The organism is Aquihabitans sp. McL0605, from assembly GCF_049993875.1.
Classification (GTDB): domain Bacteria; phylum Actinomycetota; class Acidimicrobiia; order Acidimicrobiales; family Iamiaceae; genus Aquihabitans.
The window spans coordinates 1,075,322-1,096,375 of sequence record NZ_CP188252.1 but is presented as its reverse complement, the minus strand read 5'-3'; the positions used below and the strand labels follow the sequence as shown (position 1 = coordinate 1,096,375).

Genomic DNA, 21,054 nt, shown 5'->3' with positions numbered 1-21,054 from the left:
CGCCTCCATGCGAGTTCGACGGCCTCGAGCGACCGCCGGAGGCACCGTACCGGTCGGTGGCGCTCACCTCATCTGAGGGGGCGGGCTGGCGCCGCTGCACCGTCGCCTAGAGCGCCGGCTCGCGTCAGCGGGCCAGGGCGGCCTGGATGTCCCGGTCACCTGTCGGCGTGGTCGGGCGCGTCGTTGGACCAGAGGTCCGCACCGGGTCGACGCCGACGGTTCCACCACATCGCGGCCCGGAACCGCCGAGAGGTGCTGCGCGGGTCCTGGATCTCGAGATGACCGATGACCTCGTCGTCGGCGTCGAGGAGCTCCGTGGTGCGAGCGGCCGCCAGGTCGACCGTCACGACCCAGCCGTGCGGGGGAACGGGCCTGGTCCGACCGTCGGTTCGAGTCTGGGTCGCCGGCGCGACGAGGTGCCAGAGCCCGACGCTGTCCCCGGTCCGGACGTCGCTCTGCGTCGCGCTCTCCGACCATCCGTCGTTGCCCGACAGCGAACGAGGCGGGAGCGTCGGCTCGCTGAAGTCCGAGGTGGGCCCCACCTGCTCCCAGACCCACGCGCCGTCGTGGCGACGGAAGCGGTGGGCTTCGATCGCGAGCCCAGCCCGCTTGCCGCGGCGGGCCACCGCCACGGCGGCGAGGTCACCGCTCGCGTCGAGGCCCAGGAGCTGCCACCGTCGCCGGCGGCTCATGTCAGCAGGCGAACCAACCCCGCCACGGTCGAGCGCCACCGTCGCGGCAGCAACGATGTCTGCTCGTTGTGCCAGCACTCGTTCCCGATCAGCGCGGCGCACGGTGGCAACGATCGCACATGCGCCCAGACGCCCCCACGAGTTTCACGCGGCGGCGTATCGAACCATCTTCCACGACCGCCCGTGCTTCTCGACCGGCACGAAGCCAACCGACTCGTAGAGGGCACGCGCGGGGTTGTTCTCGCTGACGGCGAGGCTCAACGCAGGGTGCCCCTGCACGACGCTGGCCTCGATGAGGTCGACGAGGAGCCGTCGTCCGATGCCCTCGTGCCGACGCGAGGCGATGACCGCGATCGCCAGTTCAGGTACGTCCTCGGCGACGAAGCCGTGGCCGAGGTCCGCCTCGGTGAACGTCCGGTACCAAGCTGCTCCAAGCGGTCCGTCGTCTTCGGCGACGAGTCCGTGGTCGCCTTGCCGCGGCCATCCGGCCAGGTACTGCGCGTACCTCGGATCGGCCATCACCTGCACTGCGGTCGGAGTCGGCTTGTCCGGACGCCACACCGCGGACTCGCCCAGCATCGTGGCGAGGAAGGTGAAGTCCCCGGTTCCCGCCGATCGACACCGAACCTCATGCATCCCGGCAGTCCAGCAGGTCCATCAGGTCCGGGTCAGGCAATGATCCTGACCCGCGGTCGACGGCAAGCAGCTACGGTCCGGACCGCCCCGATCGAGCGTGTTCGGGGCTGCACCGAGCGATGACGATTGGGGTGCCATGGGACTGGTCGCTGCGCCGGATCTGCCGTTCCTGCTCACGGAGTCGCGGGCCACACCGATGCACGTCGGCGGCCTCCAGGTGTTCGAGCTGCCCGAGGGCGCCGGCCCCACCTGGCTGCGCGAGCAGTTCGAGGCGATGCTCGCCCACGACGACATCGCGCCGCTCTTCCGCCAGCGGCCCTACCGGTCGGTGCGGACCGGCGGGCAGTGGGCCTGGCGCGAGGACGACGAGCTCGACATCGAGTACCACGTGCGCCACTCGGCCCTGCCCGAGCCCGGCCGCGTCCGAGAGCTCCTGGCGCTCGGCTCGCGCCTCCACGGCTCGCTGCTCGACCGGCAGCGGCCCCTGTGGGAGTTCCACCTGATCGAAGGGCTCGAGGGCAACCGCTTCGCGGCGTACACCAAGGTCCACCATGCGATGGTCGACGGCGTGTCCGCCCTGCGCCTGCTCGAGCGCTGGCTGTCCACCGACCCCACGGCCGTGGTGCCGCCGGCGTGGGCGGCGCGCCCCAAGCGCGACCGGCCGGCGGGGGAGGGCGGTGCCAGCCCGCTCGACCTCCTGCTCGGCACCGCGAAGGGCGCGGTCGACATCGTCGGGGTGGCGCCCACGATGCTGCGCTCGGCCCGGCGGGCCCTGGAGGAGGAGCTGGCGGCGTTCCCGTTCAAGGCGCCGCCCACCATGCTCAACGTCCACATCACCGGTGCTCGCCGCATCGCCGCCCAGACGTGGAGCCTGGCGCGGGTCAAGGCCGTGGCCAAGGCCTCCGACGCCACGCTCAACGACATCGTCCTGGCCATGTGCGCGGGTGCGCTGCGGAGCTACCTCATCGAGCAGGGCGAGCTCCCGGAGGAGTCGCTGACCGCCATGGTCCCCGTCTCGCTGCGCACCGACGACAGCGCCGGCGGCAACGCGGTGGGGGCCGTGCTCACGTCGCTCGCCACCGACACCGCCGAGCCCAGCTGGCGCCTCGCCCGCATCCGCGAATCGATGAGCATCGCCAAGGGCACGCTCTCGGGCCTGTCGCCGGTGCAGGTCCTGGCCCTCAGCGCGTCGAACATGTTCGCCACGCCGCTGGTGTCGATGCTCGGCGGCGGCGAGGGCATGCGCCCGCCGTTCAACATCATCATCTCCAACGTGCCCGGCCCCCGCTCGCCGCTGTACCTCAACGGGGCGCGGCTCCAGGGCATCTACCCGGTGTCGATCCCGTACCACGGCCAGGCGCTCAACATCACCCTCACCAGCTACGTCGACAACCTCGAGATCGGCCTGACCGGGTGCCGCCGGCGGGTGCCCCACCTGCAGCGGCTCCTGGCCCACCTGGAGTCGTCGCTCGTCGAGCTCGAGGTGGCCGTCGGGCTCAGCTCCGGCACGTCGAAGCGCAACGGCCCGCCCGCCGACGCCTAGGCGCGTCGCGATCGTCGAGATCGTTTGCGTGGCGAAGGGAACCATCCGGGCCGTCCGTTCGTCGTAGCGTGCTGTCGGGATCCAGATCGGTGTCCCGGGACAGGGGGAACGACATGGCGGTACGGCGAACTTCTCGTGGCGGGCGGTTCCAGGGGCACGGACGGCGGTGGGCCCTCGCGGGCGGCGCCGCCGTGCTCATCGGCACCGGTGCGCTGGCCCCGGTCACCGCGGGTGCGGTCGTCGCCGGCGCCGACCTCTCGGTCACCATCAGCCACAGCCCGGACTCCCCGGTGTCGCCGTCGGACATGACGTTCACGGTCACCGCGCACAACGCCGGGCCCGACACCGCCACCGCCGCGGTCGCCGCCCTCGGGCTGCAGTACCCGATCTACACCCGCGACCTGCCCGACGCCTGCCGTCGTGCGTCCAACTACAACTCGCTCGTGTGCGACCTGGGCGACATCGCCTCGGGCGCCTCGGCCTCGATCGAGATCCCGGTGCAGGCCCAAGGGTCCGGCCTGGTGACCGTGCCCGCGGCCGTGGCCTCCGACACCGCCGACCCGGTGGCGGCCAACGGTGCCACGAACGACATCGTGCTGATCCGGCCCGGTCCCCCGCAGGCCGACCGGTACATCACCGGCATCTTCCCGATCATCCTCGACCGTCCGGTCGACCAGGCGAGCCTCACCTACTGGGCCGCCAAGTGGAAGGCCGAGAACAACCGGTACCCGCGCCACCTCGAGAAGATCCCGGCCGGGATCATGCAGAGCAACGAGTACCGCCGGCTCCAGATCCGTGCGCTGTACACCAAGGTCCTCGGCCGGTCCGCCGACGCCGCCAGCCTCACGTACTGGACCGCCAAGGCCGCTTCGGGCTGGAGCTACCCGCGGATCGAGCGCAGCCTGATCGCGTCGAACGAGTACCTGAACAAGCACCACGGCACCGAGATCCAGTCGGTCTTCCAGACCGTGCTCGGGCGCACGGCCACGTCGGCCGAGCTGAGCAAGTACGCGCACCTCACCGGTGGCCTCGACGTGCTCGCCGGGGCGCTGCAGCGCACCACCGAGGGCTACAACCTGGTCATCAACGCGGGGTACCACGACATCTTGGGCGTGGCGCCCACCCAGTTCGGCAAGTACATCTGGCAGGGCCGGCTCCGCCAGGGCGCGACGGCCGAGACCCTGCGGGCCCAGCTGCTCGTCAGCGGTGACTTCCTGCAGCACTACCCGTACACCGACGACGACTACAGCTACGGCGAGCCGGTCTACGACCTCCGCGCCACCGCGAACGCGGCCGCCGCTGCTCAGGCCGGCTGACCCGCACCGCTCACCAGCACGTCCTGGCGTAGATCCCCGTCGCTCGCCGACGCGGATCTACGCCAGAAGGGCTCGTCGCGGCGATCCCGGCTGAGGAGCACCGCCGTCAGATGGGGAGGTCGCCGGTGCCCATGCGGGTGCTGCCGGTGTCGCGGTAGGCGGCGATGGTGCGCTGGGCGATGCGCATCTGGTGGATCTCGTCGGCACCGTCGGCGAAGCGGGCCCACCGGGCGTGCTGGAACATGTGGGCGAGCGGCGTGTCGGTGGAGTAGCCGAGGGCGCCGTGCACCTGGATGGCCCGGTCGATGACCCGGCCCAGCATGTTGGCGACGAAGTGCTTGGCCATCGACACCTCGCTCTTGAAGTCGAGCTTGTTGTCGATGCGGTACGCGGCGTGCAGCACCATGAGCTTCGCCTGGTACAGCTCCATCGTGGAGTCGGCGATCATCCACTGGACGCCCTGCTTCTCCGCCAGCATCGAGCCGTGCGAGAACCGGTTGAGGGACCGGTCGACCATCATGTCGAGCGCCGTCTCGGCCTGGGCGATCCATCGCATGCAGTGCGCCAGGCGGGCTGGACCGAGGCGCGACTGGCCGAGGAGGTGGCCCTCGCCGCGGCCGCCCAGCATGTTGGCGTCGGGCACCCGCAGGTCCTCGATGACGATCTCGGAGTGGCCGGTGCCGCCGTGCATCGTCTCCACCTCGCGCACCCGGTTCCAGCCCTCGCTCGGGATGTCGACGATGAACGCGGTGTTGGCCGCCTGGGGCAGGTCGGGGTTGTCCTCGGTGCGGCAGATGAGGATGGCGAACTTGGCCCGGCGGGCGTTGGAGATGAACCACTTGTGGCCGTTGATGACCCACTCGTCGCCGTCTTGCACCGCGTGGGTGCGGATCAGCGTGGGATCGGAGCCGGCGACCTCGGGCTCGGTCATGGCGAAGCAGCTCATGGCGATGCCCTGGGTGAGCGGCTTGAGGTACTTCTCCTTCTGCTCGTCGGTGGCCCAGTTGAGGAGGGTGTGCATGTTGCCCTCGTCGGGGGCCTGGCAGTTGAAGACGAACGGCCCGTAGTACGCCTTGGCCGCCTCGGCCTGCACCATCGCCAGCTCGACGTGCCCGAGCCCCATGCCGCCCCACTCCTTCGGCATGTGGGGCAGCCAGATGCCGGCCTCCTGCGCCTTGGTGCGCATCCCGATGAGCTTGGTGAGGTACTCGCTGCGGTCCTCGATGTGGTCCGGGTCGGTGAGCTCGGCCTCGGTGGGCTTGATCACGTCGTCGACGAAGGCCCGGATGCGGAGCCGCAGCTCTTCGAGTTCGGGCGTCAGGGTGAAGTCGATGGCCATGGGCGAGAAGGTATCGCTCCCCGCCGCCCGTGTCTTGACCCGCGGGTCAAGTTTGGCGCCCACCAGCACGGTCGTTGACGCCCCCTTCGGGTGACTGATACGAATACGTATAGGCCACCCCGCTGACATGCATTCCAACGACGGATGGAAAGAACCATGAAGCGACGTACGGGCCTCACGCTGGCCGCTGCTGCCACCCTTGCCGCATCGGGGCTGGTCCCGGGCGGCATCCACCCCGCCTCGGCCGACACCCCCGAAGCCGACCCCGGGGCCAACCAACCCGACAACGGCATCGTTCCTGCCGACGTGACGGCCGACCTCGAGTCCCAGAACGAACAGCCCGGGCACTACGTCCTGGAGGCGCCGCCCTCCCATGCCGAGATGATCGCCGCGGCCGGCGCGAGCACCGACCTCATCGCCACGGGCGGCCCGGTGCTGATCCATGGCACGGTCACCGGTCCCTCCGGGGGCTCGGGCGGTGGCGAGCTCCTCGTGTACCTCGCCGACGAGTCCGCCGGTGCCGACGGCACGGTCTCGATGTCGCCCATCGCGCGCGCCGTGCTGACCTCCAGCGGCACCTACTCCATCAACCCGCAGGTCACGGCGCGGATGGTCGCCCAGATGATCGGCCAGGGCAACGTCAACCTGATGATCGCCGGCACCTTCCAGGGCAAGGCGTTCACCACCTCGCTGGTCCGGACCTATCACCAGGACCCCGGGAACTGGACGACCACGACCGACGCCACCAACCCGGCGGTCGATCTCGTCGCGTCGATCGCCACCGCGCCGTTGTCCGCCGCTCAGCAGGCCGCCCGGGCCAGCGCGGCCCCCGCCGCCGCGCCCTCGATGGGAGGTTGCTCGTCGCACACGGTGAGCAGCTACCAGGTCTCGTCCATCGTCGGCGAGGTGCACGACTCGTCGCTGTTCAACGGCGAGTTCGCGTACTCCAACGCCAGCGACACCGAGCTGGGCACCGAGGTCAGCCTCAGCGGCGGGCCGTGGAAGGTCGACGGTGCGTACAAGGTCTCGCACACCAACGCCGCCGCCAACAGCTTCCCGCTCCACACCGACGAGCACCTGTTCGTCTACGGCAACTTCCAGTACCACGACGAGCTGCACGAGTGCACCGACGGCTACTCCTACTCGTACTGGACCACCGCGCTGCCCTACGGGTGGAACGGTGGCATCCGGCGGGGGAGGAGCACGAGCGTCAAGTACTGCGGCGGCAACGACTGGACCTACCGCCAGACCGTCGAGGCCGGCGGCGAGTTCAAGCGCTCGTCGAACAAGGCCCAGACCTGGGTCGGGGGCCTCTCGGTCCACGGCATCGGGCTCCGGGCCCGGTCCGGCTTCAGCAGCGCGGTCAGCCAGAAGTGGAAGACCGGCAAGGCGGCCTCGTTCGTGTGCGGGAACGGCAACTCGCCCACGAAGTCCACCCGCGTCTTCACCTCGAACACCCAGGCGTGAGCCCCGCGCTCGGCCACCGCCGTGCCGGCCCAAGGCCCCGGCGGCGGTGGCCGCTGCTCCTCGTCCTGTTCCTCCTCGTCACCGGCTGTGCCGACCACCATCGGTTCCCGATCCGGTACGAGGACCGGCCTGGGCAGCACAAGTACCCCCTCACCGCCACGAGCGCGTACGGCGCCAGTGTCGTCGTGAAGTCGCCAGGCATGCCCTACACGGCATCGGTGATCGTGTCCGAGACCGGACGAGACACGGCGCACCTGATCAAGGTCGAACCCATCGCCCACTCCGCCAACCTCGAGGTCATCGGGACATCGGCAGCCGGCCCGCACCGGCACTTCGGCCAGGCCATCGGCTCGCACGGCTACCCGCCGGCCGATCTGCCGAAGCCGGCGCGCACGGGGTACCGGCCCATCGATGAGGTGCCCGTCCGCCCCGACGATCCCAAGCGGCCTCTCGGCGTCGACGTCCTGATGGGCGTCCGCTACCAGACCGGCACGCGCGCCTGGTTCGATGGGATCCGGGTCACCTACCGGGTGGGCGACCAGACCTACATCGGCGACTTCCCGGTGTCATGGGCTATGTGCGACGAGCAGCCCTGCGAGATGCCGGACTACGGCAGCCCGTGGGGGCCCGCATGACGTTCGACGAGCTCCTCGCCCTCATCGCCGAGGTGGCCGACCTCCACCTCCAGGGCGTCGGGCCCAACACCCCGCTCACCGACGCCGGCCTCGACTCGCTCGGCCTGGTCCTGCTGCTCCTGCACGTCGAGGAGCAGGGGGTGCCCCTCCCCGACGAGCTGGTCGAGTCGTGGACCACCCTCGGCGACCTCCACCACCAGATCGACCGGTGGTACGCGGCCGGTCGCCCCGACGACCGGGTCGAGCCACCCCCACCCGTGCGCCCGGCCGACCCGCTCGACGTGCTCCAGGTCGAGGGCCGCCACGTGGCGGTCGCGCCGGTGCAGCCCGACCACGTGCCCGTGCTCCACCACCTCGCCGGCACCAGCCGCAACGCGGTGAGCTGGTGGCCCCGGGGCCGCACCGTCAGCCTGGGGGAGTTCGAGGAGCGCCTCTGGCACGATGCGGTCCTCCAGCAGGTGGTGATCGACCGCCGGTCCCGAGAGCTGCTCGGGCTGGTGCGCATCGCCGACTACCACGAGCGCGACGGGCACGCGCAGCTCATGGTCCTGGGCTCGCCGCACGTGCGCAGCTGGTTGGCCGAAGGGGTGGCACTGACCGTGTTCCGCGCCTTCACCATGTGGCCGTTGCGGAAGCTCTACCTCCTCGTCCCGGCGTTCAACGACGGCCTCATCCGCAACCGGTCCGAGCTGCTGGCCCACGAGGGCACGTTCGTCGCCCACGAGTACTTCGACGGGCGCTACCACGACCTGCACGTGTACGCCCTGTACCGCGAGCAGTTCTTCGAGCGCTGGGATCTGCTCCAGGGCCGGGTGCGGGCCCGCTGACAGCTCCCGGTCCTACCGGTCGCGGCGGTCCCGCCGCAGGTTGGGACCGGCTTGGGACCGGTGACCCCTAGGTGCGGGGGGACGGCCGTGGAACCATGCGCCTTTCTCGGTCGCACCCTCCAGGAGCCAGCCCATGTCCTTCCCCCGTCGCCTCGCCGCCGTCGCCCTCACGGCCTCGTTCCTGCTGGGGGTCGCCGCGTGCGGGTCCAGCGGGGCCTCCGACAGCTCGTCCGACGACAAGGCCACCACCACCGCGGCCGATGGCGGCAGCGGCGACGCCACCACCACGGCGGCGGACAGCGGTTCGGGCGACACCGCCCAGGGGACCGGCAAGGTCACCCTGGCCGACGGTGAGGCGCCCGCCGACAAGACGTTCACCTTCACCAGCGACGGTGGCTTCGACCCGACCTCGCTCGAGGTGAACGTCGGGGAGCTGTTCACGGTCAAGAACGGTGGCGACGGGGTCAACGCCGTGAAGTTCGGCGACTCGTCCGACACCTACACGATCACCGGCGGCCTGATCGAGAGCTTCACCATCGACGCGCCCGGCACCTACACGATGACCGAAGACCTCACCAGCAAGACCGCCACCATCACGGTGACCGCCTAGCCCCCCCACACCATCGATCGGCCGGGCGGGGGCAGACGGGACCCTCGCCCGGCCATCGACACCATCGAACCCGCGCCTCCCTCGGGCGCTGGGCTCACCCGTCGGCGGGCGGGGCGGGTTGTGCCTCCCGCCCGCCGACGATGGTCTGGCCCTCAGGCTCCGGCGCGGGCCCGGGCGGCGGCGCCGAGCACCGCCTTGAGCGAGGCCGTGATGATGTTGGGGTCGGTGCCGATGCCCCAGCGCACGGTGCTGGCCGCGTCGACCGTCTCCACGTAGGCCACGGCGGTGGCGTCGGCGCCCGCACCCATGGAGTGCTCCACGTAGTCGACGACGTCGATCTCGATGCCGAGGTGGCTGATGCCGTCGACGAACGCGGCGATGGGCCCGTTGCCGGCACCGGTCACCGTGACCGGCTCGCCGTCGACCACGAGGTGGGCGGTGATCGACGTGTTGCCGTTCGTGTCGGTGGCCAGCTCGCTGGAGCGCAGCACGAGCGGGGCGTCGTCGGCCAGGTAGATCGACGAGAACGCATCCCACATGGCGCCGGGGGTGATCTCGGTGCCCGAGTCCTCGGCGATGTTCTGGATGGTGCGGGAGAACTCGATCTGCAGGCGGCGGGGGAGGGCGAAGCCGTGCTCGGTCTCCATGATGTACGCCACGCCGCCCTTGCCGGACTGGCTGTTGACCCTGATCACCGCCTCGTAGGTGCGGCCGACGTGGGCCGGGTCGATGGGCAGGTACGGCACGCCCCAGGCCTCGTAGTCCTTGGCCGGGTTCTCGACGCCCGCCGCCGAGGCGCCGGCGTAGAGGGCGGCGAACCCCTTCTTGATGGCGTCTTGGTGCGAGCCGGAGAACGCGGTGTAGACGAGGTCGCCCGCGTACGGGTGCCGCTCGTGCACGCCCAAGCGGTTGCAGTACTCGGCGACACGGCGGATGGCGTCGATGTCGGAGAAGTCGATCTCCGGGTCGATGCCCTGGGCGAACAGGTTGAGGCCCAGCGTGACCAGGTCGACGTTGCCGGTGCGCTCGCCGTTGCCGAACAGGCAGCCCTCGACGCGGTCGGCGCCGGCCAGCACGCCCAGCTCCGCGGCGGCGACGGCGCAGCCCCGGTCGTTGTGGGGGTGCAGCGACAAGGTGATGGCCTCGCGGTTGCGGACCGTGCGCAGGAACCACTCGATGGTGTCGGCGTACAGGTTGGGCGTGTACATCTCCACCGTGGCCGGCAGGTTCATGATCAGCTTCTTGTCGGCCGTGGGCTCGATGACCTCGGCCACGGCATCGCAGATCTCCACCGCGTACTCGACCTCGGTGCCCGTGTAGCTCTCGGGGGAGTACTCGTACCGGATGCGGTTCTCGGGGACCTCCTCCTCCAGCTTCCGGCACAGCTTGGCGGCGTTGACGGCGATCTCGGTGATGCCCGCCTTGTCGAGGCCGAAGACCACCTTGCGCTGCAGGGTGGAGGTGGAGTTGTAGAAGTGGACGATGGCCTCGCGGGCCCCGGCGATGCTCTCGTAGGTGCGGCGGATCAGGTCGTCGCGGCACTGCGTCAGCACCTGGATGGTGACGTCGTCGGGGATGAGGTCCTCTTCGATCAGCTGGCGCACGAAGTCGAAGTCGGTCTGGCTCGCCGACGGGAACCCGACCTCGATCTCCTTGTAGCCCATGGCCACCAGGGTGTTGAACATCTTGAGCTTGCGGCTCGGGTCCATCGGGTCGATGAGCGCCTGGTTGCCGTCGCGCAGATCGACCGCGCACCACTTCGGGGCCTTGGTCAGGCGGTGGTCGGGCCAGGTGCGGTCGCGGAGATCGAGCGGGATGTACGGCGCGTACTTCTCGAACGGCATCTTCTTGGGGGTCGCAGGCTGCGGGGGCATCTCGGTCTCGCTTCTCGGGTTCTGGGTTCAGTCTTGTGTGCGGAGCGGGCCGCGCCAGGGTTTGGGCGCCTCGCTGGGGTGGCGGGTGGGCCGCACCGTGGCCCGAAAACGAAGAAAGCTCCCGGCCCGAGGGCGCAGGAGCGTAGGCACGTGCCGCGGTGCGGCGAGCACGTGCCTACATAAGCAGAAGGAGGTGGGCGGAAGGACGCATCACCGCCAGTATGCGCCCACCCGAGCCGAACTGGCAACCCACCCACCCGCCTCCGCTCCGCTGGTCGATCTTCCACCCTGGGCGTGGACGATCGACCAGAGCCCGCCGCAGCCCGCCTCGGCTGGTCGATCTTCCACCGTGGGCGGGGAGGATCGACCACAAAGCAAGCGGCCGGTGGGTCGGCAGCGGCCATGATCTCTCGGTGAGCCGCCGCGGGTTGATCCTGTTCGCGACCATGTCGGTGATCTGGGGGCTGCCGTACCTGCTGATCTCCGTGGCGGTGGAGTCCCTGGCGCCGGCGACGGTGGTGGCGGGGCGCACCGGGATCGCCGCCCTCCTGCTGCTGCCGCTCGCCATCCGCCAGGGCTCGCTGCGGATCGCCCTCCAGCACTGGCGGTGGATCCTCGCCTTCGCGGCGATCGAGATGTCGGTGCCGTTCATCCTGCTGGGCCATGCCGAGCAGACCCTCCCGTCGGGCCTGACCGGGCTGCTGGTTGCCACCGTCCCCCTGTTCGGTGCGATCGTCTCGTACGTGCTGGGCGACCACCACGCCCTCACCCGCAGCCGGATCCTCGGGCTGGTCCTCGGGCTGGCCGGCGTCGCCCTGGTGGTGGGGGCGGCGGGCGGCGACGGCGACGTCCGGCTCGTCAACGTGGTCGAGGTCCTCATCGTCGCCGTCTGCTACTCGATCGCTCCCTTCATCACCGACCGCAAGCTGCAGGCGGTCCCCGGCATCGGCCTGGCCACGCTCGCCCTGGGCATGGTGGCGGTGGTCTACACGCCGATCGCCGCGCTCACGCAGGACGGCACCCCCACGCACCGGAGCCTCGAGGCGCTGCTCGCGCTGGCGATCGTGTGCACGGCGATCGCGTTCGTCGTGTTCTTCGCCCTCATCCGCGAGGTGGGACCCGCCCGGGCCACGGTGATCACGTTCATCAACCCGGTGATCGCGCTCGCCCTCGGCGTCGTCATCCTCGGCGAGACCCTGTCGGCCGGCCAGCTCCTCGGCCTCCCCATCGTCCTGGCCGGCTGCTGGCTCGCCGCCGGCCAGCGCACCGACGACGGCCCGATCCTCATCCCCGAGCCCTGACCCGGATCTTGTGGTCGATCTTCCCCCGAGGAGGGGGAGGATCGACCAGAAAGAGGGGTCTGGCGGCGTGGCGGGTCAGGCGGGTTGGAGCTGGTTGAGGGCGGCGACGTTGTCGGCGAGGATCAGCTTCTGGTCGGCCGCGGGGAGGTGGAGCACCTCGGCCACGTAGTCGAGCGGGTTGGGAAGGGCCTCGATGTGGGGCCAGTCGGACCCGAAGATGACCCGGTCGACGCCGCACGCCTGGATCACGTCGTCGACCTGATCCTCCCAGAACGGGTTGACCCACACGTGACGGCGGAACGTCTCGACCGGGTCCTCGGGGAACCAGCCGTTCATCTTGCGGCCCAGCACCTGGAGCCGCTCGAACATCCCGGGCAGGAACTTCGACCCGTTCTCCACCGACGCCACCCGCAGGTTGGGGAAGCGGTGGAAGAGGTTGTCGCACACCAGGGCCGACAGCCAGTCCTCGATGGGGCGCTCGAGCTGCATCATGCGGATGGGCTGGGGCACGCCGGCGAAGTCGGTGGTGAACCCGTCGGTGGCGTAGCCGTGCGACGTGTACCCGCTGTCGCCGGCGTGGACGACGACGGTGATCCCCGCCTCGTTGACCCGGGCCCAGAACGGGTCGAAGCGGACGTTGCCGGGGGAGAAGGGACCGTCGGCGGTGACGGCGGCGGCGGGGCGGGTCACGATCGTGCGGGCGCCCCGCTCGATGGCCCACTCGAGCTCGGCGCAGGCCCAGTCGACGTCGACGAGCGTGAAGTACGGCGCCGCGAAGATGCGGTCCTGGTAGGCGAAGCCCCAGTCCTCGTCGAGCCAGCGGTTGAAGGCGGTGAAGAGGAGCATCACGGCCTCGGGGTCGTGCTTGAGGGCGTCTTCGTAGATCATGCCGAGGGTGGGGAAGAGCCAGACCTTGTCGAGGCCGTGCTCGTCCATGGCGACGAGGCGGGCGTCTCGGTCGCGGTACTCGGCCCGGATGGGCTCGTGGCGGCTGAGCAGCTCGAGCGGGTCCTCGTTCTTGGGGTTGCCGCGGAAGTAGTCGGCCAGCACCCCGGGGTAGGCGACCGGGTCGAAGGTGGCGTTCTTGACGCCGCGGAACACCTTGCCGCCGAGCACCGGGTACGTGCGGCGGCCCATAACCGCCCAGTCGAAGACGCGGGCCTTGTGCTTGGGGTCGAGGTGGCGGCTGAACGCGTCGAGCGCCTCGTAGTAGTGGTTGTCGGCATCGAAGGGCCGGTAGCCGTGAGCGCCCTCGAAGGCGTTGTTGGCAACGGTGGTGGGGTCGGACATGGCTCGCTCCCTGGGCGCTGGGCCGTACCCCTCCAGACTAGAACGTGTTTCAGTTTGAGAGGAAGGCGACGGCTTCTCGGGCCAGCAGCACCGGGTCTTCGAAGGGCCCGAAGTGGCTCAGCTCGTCGTAGCGGCGCAGCTCGCCCGCCGGGAGCGCGTCGGCGATCAGGCCGGAGAACCCGGCCGGCCCGAACTCGCCCTCGCGGCCGCCGCGCGCGATCACGGTGGGGGTGGCGACCGAGACGATCTGCTCGATGGTGGCCTTGTGGGCGCCTTCGAACGTCTGGGCCTCGTGCTCGGGCGTGCACTTGAGCACCACGCTGCCGTCGGGTGCATCGGCGAGCCCGTGGTCGACGTAGGCGGCCAGGGCGTCGGCCCGCCAGCCCCCCAGCGGCGGGCGGCGGGCGTAGCGGCCGAGGGCGTCGTCGCGCGTGGCGAACCCGGGTCGACGGCGACGGGCGGCGATGGCCAAGGGGTTGGCGCCCGAGTCGGGGCCCCACGAGCTGGGCACGATGATCGGCTCGAACAGGTAGGCGCCGGTGAGCAGCCCGGGCCGCCGCAGTTCGGCGGCGATGAGGCTGGCGCCGCCCATCGAGTGCCCGAAGCCGGCGACGGGGTCGCCGCCGAGCGCGTCGACGACGGCCAGCACGTCGGCCGCCATCCCGGTCCAGGCGAGGTCTCCGGTGGTGGGCGCGGTGGAGTCGCCGTGGGCCCGGAAGTCGACGGCCCACACGTGGAAGGCCTTCGCCAGGATCGGGACCATGGGGAGGTAGGCGCCGGCGCACATGCCGGTGGCGTGGGCGACGAGCAGGGTGGGGCCGTCGCCGCCGAAGTCGTGGAGCTCGAGGTCGACGCCGTCGGTGGAGGGAACGCGCATGGTCCGGTGCTAGTCGGCCACGGGCGGGCCGTCCGAATCGCCGGCGCCGGACGCGGCGTCGAGCTTGGCCACGAGGGTCTTGGGCGCCACCTGCCGGTAGGCCTCGGTGACGATGTCGCGCAGCTCGGCCCAGTCGGGCGCCACGTCGAGGCGCACGCCGATCCACCCGCGGTGGCCCACGTAGGCGGGCCGGTAGAAGCGCTCGGGCTCGGTGTCGATCAGCTCGGCCTGGGCGCCGGGGGGTGCGGCGCACCAGATGCCCAGGATCCCGTCGCCGTGGTGGTCGTCGTGGAACATCACGAACGACTTCTTGTCCCGGACGAAGAAGGTGGGGGCGCTGTGGCTCGGTCGCTCGGTCACCTCGGGCAGCGCGGCGCAGGCGGCCCGCACCTCGCGGAGCGCCTTGTCGACCTGGCGAGCGGTGGCCATGGCCTAGGCGTCGCGCCGGTTCACGAGGATGGCCCCGATGATCACGAGCCCCGCGCAGAACGCGGCGAAGTACAGGCCGCCGCCGAGGAGCGACTGGAGGTGCGTGGTGCTGCCCTGGTCGGGGCGGACCGTCATCTGGATGCCGTTGTTGAACGGCAGCCACTTCTGCGTGCCCTTCCAGATGTTGCCGACGAGCCCCTCGATGATCAGCGACTCGGCGACCATGATCAAGATGCCGGCGATCGGTTGGCGCACGATGGCCCCGATGCCCACGCCGGCGGCCGACCACAGCGCCGCGAACAGGACCGTGGCCCACATGACGCGCCGGTCGGTGCCATCGAGCACGAAGCCGTCGAGCATCACCGACCCCACCAGCCAGCACACGGCGAGCATGGCCGCGGCGATGGCCGCGCAGGCGGCGGACACCACGATGATCTTGGCGGCCATCACCCGGTAGCGGTGGGGTGCCGCCGTGAAGGTGGGCCGGATCGTGTTGAACCGGTACTCCTGGCCGATCACCTGGACCCCCAGCACCCCGAACAGAAGGGTGGCGAACAGCACGCCCAGGGTGATGTCGGTGAGGTGCGTGGTCTGGTTGCCGACGACCACCTCGAAGCCCGGTCCGCAGGCGTTGCCGGGATCGGGGACGGTGGTGGCCGACCCGGGCGCGGGCGTGGACTGCGACGTCTGCTCGCAGTGGATGGTGCTGGTGTCGGAGTTGAGGTGGTTGGCCGTGAGCACGGCGATGAGCACGACCAGCACACCGGCCAGCGCCAGGACGACGACGGTGGATCGGACGCTGCGGAACTTGATCCACTCGGATCGCAGGAGGTGGATCACGACCCGGTCCCTCCCGGAGCCGGCGACGCGGGCGGTGGCGGTGGGGGCGGCGGGGGCGGCGGCGTCGCCAGGCCGGGGTCGCCCTGGCCGCGGTACTCCTGGGCCCCGGCGGTGACCTCGAGGAACACGTCCTCGAGCGACGCGGTCTGCGGGCTGAGCTCGTGCAGCGTGGCGCCGAGGCCGGCGGCGACCTCACCGATCTGGGCGGCGGTGGGGCCCACCACGTCGATGGCGCCGGGGCCGGAGGCGACCACCTCGTGGCCGGCCTGGTGGAGCGCGGCGGCGATCTGCTCGAGCTGCGGGCTGCGGACGGTGACCCACTTCTTGGCGGCGCCGTCGACGAACGCGCCGACGGGCCCCTGGAAGATCAGCTCGCCCTTGCCGATGACGACGAGGTCGTCGGCCACCAGGGCGATCTCCGACAGGAGGTGGCTGGACACGAACACCGTGCGCCCCTCGCCGGCCAGGCCTTTGAGGAAGTGGCGCATCCACAAGATGCCCTCGGGGTCGAGGCCGTTGGCCGGCTCGTCGAACAGGACCGTCTGCGGATCGCCGAGCATGGCGCCGGCCAGCCCGAGCCGCTGCTTCATGCCGAGCGAGAACGCGCCGACCCGCTTGTTCGCCACCTCGGACAGGCCGACCAGGGAGAGCACGTCGTCGACGCGCGTGCGGGGGAGGCCGTTCGACGCGGCGAGCCCCCACAGGTGGTCCTTGGCCTTGCGGGTGGGGTGGAGGTACGAGGCGTCGAGGAGGGCCCCGACGCTGTGCATCGGGAGGCGGAAGTCGGTGAGCCGCTTGCTGTCGATGCGGACCGCGCCGGCGTCGGCCCGGTCGAGGCCCAGGACCATGCGCATGGTGGTGGACTTGCCGGCGCCGTTGGGGCCGAGGAACCCGGTGACCCGCCCGCTCTCGACCTTGAAGCTCAGGTCGTTCACCGCCGTGGTGGACCCGTACCGCTTGGTCAGGCCTCTCGCTTCGATCATGGACCTGCTCCGGTCGAGGACGTTGGCGGGCCACCGTACCGGTCGGCCCGCGCCCCGCCGGTCCACCTGTCCGATTCCCGCCAGTGGGAGCCACCGGATGGGCGTACCGTCGGTCCCATGGTCACCCAAGCACCCGCCGCCCCCACGACCGATCGCTACACGCGGGTCTCGTCCCCGGTCGACGACCTGATCCTCACCGGCGACGGCACCACGCTCACCGGCTGCTACTTCACCGGCACCGGCCACGACCACGATCCCACCGAGGGGCTCCTGCGGGACGACGGCGCCTTCGCCGGAGCGACGGGGCAGCTCGAGGAGTACTTCGCCGGCGAGCGCACCGAGTTCGACCTGCCGCTCGGTCCGTCGGGCACCGAGTTCCAGCTGCGGGTGTGGCAGCAGCTCCGAGCCATCCCCTATGGCACCACCTGCACCTACGGTGACGTGGCCCGCGAGATCGGCGCCACCAACGGCTTCCGGGCGGTGGGCCTGGCCAACGGTCGCAACCCCATCTCGATCATCGTCCCCTGCCACCGGGTGATCGGCGCCGACGGGAGCCTCACCGGCTACGGCGGCGGCATGGACCGCAAGCGGTTCCTGCTCGACCTCGAGGCCGGCACCCTGCCGTTCGGCTGAGGGCGGTCAGTTCCCGGTGTCGGTGGCGCGGGATCCGTTCCCCGACCCCGGCGCCGATCCTGCCGTGGCCGCCGGCCGGTCCGGAACGTCGGGGAGGTCGAGGGCGTCGCGGTAGGCGCCGCCCTTCGCCAAGACGTCGGCCACGTACGGGTTCGACCGGTTGTAGGCGAGGAGCGCGCCGCGGAGCTTCGCGGTGGTGTCGAGGTCGCCGCGCCCGAAGCACAGGTAGCGGGCGGCGCCGCCGGCAGCGTCGTAGAGGTTGTGCGGATCGGCCTTGCGGTCGGCGTTGTCGTCGACGGCCCACCGGCCCCAGGTGCCCGGCAGGAACTGCATCGGTCCGACGGCCCGGTCCCAGGTGGCATCGCCGTCGAGCAGCCCGCCGTCGGTGTCGGGCACTGCCATGGTGCCCGGCCGTCCGTCGAGCGGGATCCCGAGGATGGGCACGGTGGTGTCGCCGTCGACCGTGAGCTTGCTGCCGAAGGCGCTCCCGTGGCGGCTCTCCACCCGACCCACGCCCGCCAGGACCCACCACGGGATGGCGCAGGGGGCCAGGGCCGCGGCCCGCCAGTAGGCGTCGAGCGCCACGAGCGGGAGGTCGAGCCCCTCGACCCGGGCCGGCAGCCGGGCCCGTCGGCGCTCCACCAGCACCGCCTGCGAGGCGGCGGTGGCCTCGTCGACGTGGGCCTGGGCGCCGTCGACGGCCGCCTGGGCGGCGCGGAGGTCCTCGTCGAGGTGGTCGCGCTGGGCGGCGCGATCGCTGGCCGTCTTCGCTGCCGCACGGGCGGCGGCCGTGGCGTGGTCGACCCGGCGCTGCTGACGGGCGACGGCGCGCGTGGCCGCCACCCACGGCCGCTCGGCCTGGTCGAACAAGCGCGTCTGGATGGCGGCCCCGCGGTCGCGCAGGGCGTCGGCCCGCTCGGCTCTGGAGATGTCGGCGAACGTGCCGAGGATGGCGTAGGGGTCCTCGGGCGGCGCCGTGAAGAGGGAGGCGGCCAGGCTCCGCAGCTCCCGGCGCCTTGTCTCGTAGCGCGTCCGGAGGGGACGCTCGGCGGCCTGACGCTCCACCAGCACCTGCTGGGCGGCGGCCTGGGCGGCGGTGGCGGCGTCGAGCGCCTGCTGGGCGTCCTCGGCTGCCTGGACCGCCGTCCCGCGGCGTGCGGCCACCTCGGTGCGGGCCTGGCCGGTGTCGGTGAGCGCCCGCTGGGCCTTGGCCTGGTCGGACGCGGCGCGCACGAGGTCGGTGGCCGCCCGGATGGTGGCCGCCGTGGCTTCGACCGCGACGCCATCGAGCACCGGGTCGACGCCGGGCGTGTCGATCGGTCGGATGGCGACCAGGTCGATGGGCGCATCGGCGGGGGGATCGGCCTGGGCCGCGGCGGGCCTCGTCGACGGGACCAGCGCCGCGGTCCCCAGGAGCAGGGCGAGGGCGGTGGCGGGTGCGGTGCGTCGACCTCTCCTGCTGCCCGGCACGGAGGGTGACGCTACCGGAGGCATCCGGCGCCGCCCGCCCCTGGCGACACGAGCGAGCGACAGCCGCTTGATTAGGGTTCGACCCCATGTCCAGCACTGCACCTTCGACTGCCGCGTCGGCGAACCGTCGCCCTCACCGCGCCCCTCGCGGCCGCCTGCTCGCCCTCGGCGCGGTGGCGATCACCCTCCTGCTCGCCGCCTGCGGGAGCAGCGATGGTGGTTCCCTCGGCGGAAAGGTGGCCAAGGACGGCCTGGGCTGCACCGTCAGCCAGGTCGATCGCAAGACCACCGACGTCCCGGTCGTGAAGGCGGGCACCAAGGCCGGCAAGGCCACCACCGAGACCACGGTCACCGCGGCACCCAAGGGAGCCTGCACGGCAGACAGCACCATGTACCTGACCGTCGACGTGGTGGGCGCCACCGCCAAGGACGGCAAGGACTTCACCAACACCTTCACGACCGACCGGCCGCTCACCGTCCGCCTCGGCCAGAACCAGCTCATCGCCGGGCTCGAGACCGGTCTGACCGGCATGAAGGTCGGCGAGCGCCGCCAGATCGTGATCCCGGCCGCCGAGGCCTACGGCAAGGACGGCAACGCCGCCCAGGGCATCGGCGCCGACGAGGACCTGGTCTTCATCGCCGACCTCATCTCGCTGACCGACACCCCCACCTACTGCAACGCGGTCACGACGGTGCCGGCCGGCACCCGCGAGGGCAAGCCCACCCAGGTGAAGATGCCGGTGAAGGCCCCCACCGACAAGGTCGTCACCACGGTCCTCGTGCCGGGCGACGGCCCCAAGGCCACCAAGAAGAGCTACCTGACGGTCGACTACGCCGGCTTCTCCTGCGCCTCCGGCCAGCAGTTCGACTCGTCCTGGGACCGGGCCGACCCCATCACCATCGCCATGGCCGACGCCACCCCCACCGACACCGCGTTCAGCGTGATCCCGGGCTGGACCGAGGGCCTGAACGGCCAGGCCCAGGGCTCGACGGTGCAGGTCGACATCCCGTTCGAGGACGGCTACGGCACCGCCGGCTCGCCCCCCTCGATCGGCCCCAGCGATCCGCTCACGTTCATCGTGAAGATCATCAAGGTCTCCGACACGCCGCCGGCCTCGACCACCACCACCACCACGCCGGCCGGCGCCGAGACCACCACCACGGCCTCGGCCGGCTGATCTCCCGGCGATCCCGGTCGGCTCCCGCCGGCCGGGTCTCCCGCCGCCGGTGAGGCCCCTCGGTAGGGTTGACCAGCCATGGCACCACCACTGACCACCCTGCTGGGCGCGGAAGACCCCGTGCAGCTGGCCAAGGCGTGCTCCGCTCAGCCGGGCAACGCCTGCCAGTTCGTGTTCGAGCACACCCACAACCAGGCGCTGGCCAAGTTCGTCGACTGGATCACCGACGTCCCGCTGCAGATCCTCTGGATCCTGCTGGTCGCGTGGATCGTCAACCAGCTCGTGGGCCGGGCCATCCGGCGCTTCGGCGAGCGCATCCAGGGGATGCACGAGAGCGAGACGAAGCACAAGCACCGCTTCTTCACCAAGGAGCACCCGCCGTTCGTCGACACCGGTGAGGTCAACATGCGGTCGGCCGCCCGGGCCATGACCATCACCGGCGTGCTGCGCAGCGTGGCCTCCGGGGTGATCGGGGTGTTCGCCGTCATCTACATCCTCGGGGTCCTGGGCTGGGACCTCGGCCCGCTCATCGCCGGCGCCGGGCTCGTGGGCATCGCCCTCGGCTTCGGCGCCCAGAGCCTGGTCCGGGACTTCCTGTCCGGCTTCTTCATGCTCATCGAGGACCACTTCGGGGTGGGCGACGTGGTCGACCTCGGTGAGGCGTCGGGCACGGTCGAGCAGGTCACGCTGCGGGTGACCCGCCTGCGCGACCAGAACGGCACCGTCTGGCACGTGCCCAACGGCGAGGTCCGCCGGGTGGGCAACAAGTCGCAGCAGTGGGCGCGGGCCGTGCTCGACGTGGCCGTGTCGCCCCAGGCCGACCTCGAGCGGGCGGCCCAGGTGATCGGCGACGCCGCCGCCGCCGTGTGGGAGCTCCGCGAGGCGGCGCCCGACGTGCTGGGCGAGCCCGAGGTGCTGGGCATCGAGTACCTGGGCCCCGACGCCGCCACCATCCGGGTCCAGGGCAAGACCCGGCCCGGCGCCCAGTGGCGCGTCAGCCGCCTGCTGCGGGTGCGCATCGCCGAGGCCCTGGCCGAGGCGGGGATCGACCTCCCGCCCTCCACGTTCGTCCGCCAGAACGTCCCGCCCCGCTGACCCAGGTGGCGTCACCCCC

20 protein-coding genes are annotated in these 21,054 nt (G+C 71.3%); 10 read left to right on the top strand and 10 right to left on the bottom strand.

All coding sequences use genetic code 11. From position 1 onward, the window contains the following. Positions 1-155 precede the first annotated feature (155 nt). Complete coding sequence (locus tag ACPPVX_RS04960; protein WP_426573787.1) at positions 156-692, bottom strand: hypothetical protein; 537 nt, start codon at positions 690-692, stop codon at positions 156-158. 144 nt (positions 693-836) lie between these two features. Next, positions 837-1,271 carry an N-acetyltransferase family protein gene (locus tag ACPPVX_RS04955; protein WP_426573786.1) on the bottom strand — a complete coding sequence of 145 codons (435 nt, stop codon included), beginning with the start codon at positions 1,269-1,271 and terminating at the stop codon, positions 837-839. 193 nt (positions 1,272-1,464) lie between these two features. Here ACPPVX_RS04955 and ACPPVX_RS04950 point away from each other — a divergent pair, with 193 nt between their 5' ends. Together ACPPVX_RS04950 and ACPPVX_RS04945 are read left to right on the top strand one after the other, a co-directional pair. Continuing rightward, on the top strand, positions 1,465-2,871 hold the full coding sequence (locus tag ACPPVX_RS04950; RefSeq protein ID WP_426573785.1) for a WS/DGAT/MGAT family O-acyltransferase: 1,407 nt from the start codon (positions 1,465-1,467) through the stop codon (positions 2,869-2,871). Positions 2,872-2,984: 113 nt separating this feature from the next. After that, positions 2,985-4,187: a hypothetical protein gene (locus ACPPVX_RS04945; protein ID WP_426573784.1), complete on the top strand. Its 1,203-nt coding sequence runs from the start codon at positions 2,985-2,987 to the stop codon at positions 4,185-4,187. 106 nt (positions 4,188-4,293) lie between these two features. Here the strand turns inward: ACPPVX_RS04945 and ACPPVX_RS04940 are convergent, their stop codons facing one another. Further along, entirely contained in the window at positions 4,294-5,526 is a 1,233-nt protein-coding gene (locus tag ACPPVX_RS04940) for an acyl-CoA dehydrogenase family protein (RefSeq protein WP_426573783.1), read from the bottom strand. Between the two features lie 156 nt (positions 5,527-5,682). On the opposite strand from ACPPVX_RS04940, the gene ACPPVX_RS04935 reads away from it, so the two are divergent. The 4 genes from ACPPVX_RS04935 to ACPPVX_RS04920 all read left to right on the top strand — a co-directional run bounded on the left by ACPPVX_RS04935 (position 5,683) and on the right by ACPPVX_RS04920 (position 9,065). Further along, positions 5,683-6,993: a hypothetical protein gene (locus ACPPVX_RS04935; protein ID WP_426573782.1), complete on the top strand. Its 1,311-nt coding sequence runs from the start codon at positions 5,683-5,685 to the stop codon at positions 6,991-6,993. Beyond that, positions 6,990-7,628: a hypothetical protein gene (locus ACPPVX_RS04930; RefSeq protein ID WP_426573781.1), complete on the top strand. Its 639-nt coding sequence runs from the start codon at positions 6,990-6,992 to the stop codon at positions 7,626-7,628. The genes ACPPVX_RS04935 and ACPPVX_RS04930 overlap by 4 nt, the downstream gene beginning before the upstream one ends. Beyond that, positions 7,625-8,455 (top strand): GNAT family N-acetyltransferase, encoded by an 831-nt coding sequence (locus tag ACPPVX_RS04925; RefSeq protein ID WP_426573780.1) that lies wholly within the window; start codon positions 7,625-7,627, stop codon positions 8,453-8,455. The genes ACPPVX_RS04930 and ACPPVX_RS04925 overlap by 4 nt, the downstream gene beginning before the upstream one ends. A gap of 133 nt (positions 8,456-8,588) precedes the next feature. Next, positions 8,589-9,065, top strand: coding sequence for a cupredoxin domain-containing protein (locus tag ACPPVX_RS04920; protein ID WP_426573779.1), 477 nt, complete (start codon positions 8,589-8,591; stop codon positions 9,063-9,065). A 152-nt stretch (positions 9,066-9,217) separates the two neighbouring features. Here the strand turns inward: ACPPVX_RS04920 and leuA are convergent, their stop codons facing one another. After that, on the bottom strand, positions 9,218-10,939 hold the full coding sequence (gene leuA, locus ACPPVX_RS04915; RefSeq protein ID WP_426573778.1) for a 2-isopropylmalate synthase: 1,722 nt from the start codon (positions 10,937-10,939) through the stop codon (positions 9,218-9,220). 413 nt (positions 10,940-11,352) lie between these two features. Here leuA and ACPPVX_RS04910 point away from each other — a divergent pair, with 413 nt between their 5' ends. Further along, the gene (locus tag ACPPVX_RS04910) at positions 11,353-12,240 is read left to right on the top strand and encodes a DMT family transporter (RefSeq protein ID WP_426573777.1); all 888 of its coding nucleotides are present in this window, start codon (positions 11,353-11,355) and stop codon (positions 12,238-12,240) included. A gap of 75 nt (positions 12,241-12,315) precedes the next feature. Here the strand turns inward: ACPPVX_RS04910 and ACPPVX_RS04905 are convergent, their stop codons facing one another. The 5 genes from ACPPVX_RS04905 to ACPPVX_RS04885 are packed head-to-tail and all read right to left on the bottom strand — an operon-like array spanning position 12,316 to position 16,659. Beyond that, positions 12,316-13,530, bottom strand: coding sequence for an amidohydrolase family protein (locus ACPPVX_RS04905; RefSeq protein ID WP_426573776.1), 1,215 nt, complete (start codon positions 13,528-13,530; stop codon positions 12,316-12,318). 49 nt (positions 13,531-13,579) lie between these two features. Next, positions 13,580-14,407, bottom strand: a complete 828-nt coding sequence (locus ACPPVX_RS04900) for an alpha/beta fold hydrolase (protein WP_426573775.1) — start codon at positions 14,405-14,407, stop codon at positions 13,580-13,582. A gap of 9 nt (positions 14,408-14,416) precedes the next feature. Beyond that, a complete protein-coding gene (locus ACPPVX_RS04895; RefSeq protein ID WP_426573774.1) occupies positions 14,417-14,836 on the bottom strand; it encodes an MmcQ/YjbR family DNA-binding protein in 420 nt (139 codons plus the stop codon). 3 nt (positions 14,837-14,839) lie between these two features. Further along, on the bottom strand, positions 14,840-15,676 hold the full coding sequence (locus tag ACPPVX_RS04890; RefSeq protein ID WP_426573773.1) for a hypothetical protein: 837 nt from the start codon (positions 15,674-15,676) through the stop codon (positions 14,840-14,842). After that, a complete protein-coding gene (locus ACPPVX_RS04885) occupies positions 15,673-16,659 on the bottom strand; it encodes an ABC transporter ATP-binding protein (RefSeq protein WP_426573772.1) in 987 nt (328 codons plus the stop codon). Before ACPPVX_RS04885 ends, ACPPVX_RS04890 begins: the two co-directional genes overlap by 4 nt. Before the next feature lie 117 nt (positions 16,660-16,776). On the opposite strand from ACPPVX_RS04885, the gene ACPPVX_RS04880 reads away from it, so the two are divergent. Beyond that, positions 16,777-17,292, top strand: coding sequence for a methylated-DNA--[protein]-cysteine S-methyltransferase (locus ACPPVX_RS04880; protein WP_426573771.1), 516 nt, complete (start codon positions 16,777-16,779; stop codon positions 17,290-17,292). A 6-nt stretch (positions 17,293-17,298) separates the two neighbouring features. Here ACPPVX_RS04880 and ACPPVX_RS04875 read toward each other — a convergent pair whose 3' ends face one another. Beyond that, a complete protein-coding gene (locus tag ACPPVX_RS04875; RefSeq protein ID WP_426573770.1) occupies positions 17,299-18,762 on the bottom strand; it encodes a lytic transglycosylase domain-containing protein in 1,464 nt (487 codons plus the stop codon). An 86-nt stretch (positions 18,763-18,848) separates the two neighbouring features. Here ACPPVX_RS04875 and ACPPVX_RS04870 point away from each other — a divergent pair, with 86 nt between their 5' ends. Together ACPPVX_RS04870 and ACPPVX_RS04865 are read left to right on the top strand one after the other, a co-directional pair. Beyond that, positions 18,849-19,940 (top strand): FKBP-type peptidyl-prolyl cis-trans isomerase, encoded by a 1,092-nt coding sequence (locus ACPPVX_RS04870; RefSeq protein ID WP_426573769.1) that lies wholly within the window; start codon positions 18,849-18,851, stop codon positions 19,938-19,940. A gap of 78 nt (positions 19,941-20,018) precedes the next feature. Continuing rightward, entirely contained in the window at positions 20,019-21,035 is a 1,017-nt protein-coding gene (locus ACPPVX_RS04865) for a mechanosensitive ion channel family protein (protein WP_426573768.1), read from the top strand. Positions 21,036-21,054: the final 19 nt, after the last annotated feature.

Coding starts and splice junctions, on each gene's coding strand:
- ACPPVX_RS04900 (WP_426573775.1), bottom strand. CDS start 14,407: ATGCGCGTTCCCTCCACCGACGGCGTCGACCTCGAGCTCCACGACTTC.
- ACPPVX_RS04880 (WP_426573771.1), top strand. CDS start 16,777: ATGGTCACCCAAGCACCCGCCGCCCCCACGACCGATCGCTACACGCGG.
- ACPPVX_RS04955 (WP_426573786.1), bottom strand. CDS start 1,271: ATGCTGGGCGAGTCCGCGGTGTGGCGTCCGGACAAGCCGACTCCGACC.
- ACPPVX_RS04940 (WP_426573783.1), bottom strand. CDS start 5,526: ATGGCCATCGACTTCACCCTGACGCCCGAACTCGAAGAGCTGCGGCTC.
- ACPPVX_RS04950 (WP_426573785.1), top strand. CDS start 1,465: ATGGGACTGGTCGCTGCGCCGGATCTGCCGTTCCTGCTCACGGAGTCG.
- ACPPVX_RS04885 (WP_426573772.1), bottom strand. CDS start 16,659: ATGATCGAAGCGAGAGGCCTGACCAAGCGGTACGGGTCCACCACGGCG.
- ACPPVX_RS04905 (WP_426573776.1), bottom strand. CDS start 13,530: ATGTCCGACCCCACCACCGTTGCCAACAACGCCTTCGAGGGCGCTCAC.
- leuA (WP_426573778.1), bottom strand. CDS start 10,939: ATGCCCCCGCAGCCTGCGACCCCCAAGAAGATGCCGTTCGAGAAGTAC.
- ACPPVX_RS04945 (WP_426573784.1), top strand. CDS start 2,985: ATGGCGGTACGGCGAACTTCTCGTGGCGGGCGGTTCCAGGGGCACGGA.
- ACPPVX_RS04865 (WP_426573768.1), top strand. CDS start 20,019: ATGGCACCACCACTGACCACCCTGCTGGGCGCGGAAGACCCCGTGCAG.
- ACPPVX_RS04925 (WP_426573780.1), top strand. CDS start 7,625: ATGACGTTCGACGAGCTCCTCGCCCTCATCGCCGAGGTGGCCGACCTC.
- ACPPVX_RS04960 (WP_426573787.1), bottom strand. CDS start 692: ATGAGCCGCCGGCGACGGTGGCAGCTCCTGGGCCTCGACGCGAGCGGT.
- ACPPVX_RS04920 (WP_426573779.1), top strand. CDS start 8,589: ATGTCCTTCCCCCGTCGCCTCGCCGCCGTCGCCCTCACGGCCTCGTTC.
- ACPPVX_RS04870 (WP_426573769.1), top strand. CDS start 18,849: ATGTCCAGCACTGCACCTTCGACTGCCGCGTCGGCGAACCGTCGCCCT.
- ACPPVX_RS04895 (WP_426573774.1), bottom strand. CDS start 14,836: ATGGCCACCGCTCGCCAGGTCGACAAGGCGCTCCGCGAGGTGCGGGCC.
- ACPPVX_RS04935 (WP_426573782.1), top strand. CDS start 5,683: ATGAAGCGACGTACGGGCCTCACGCTGGCCGCTGCTGCCACCCTTGCC.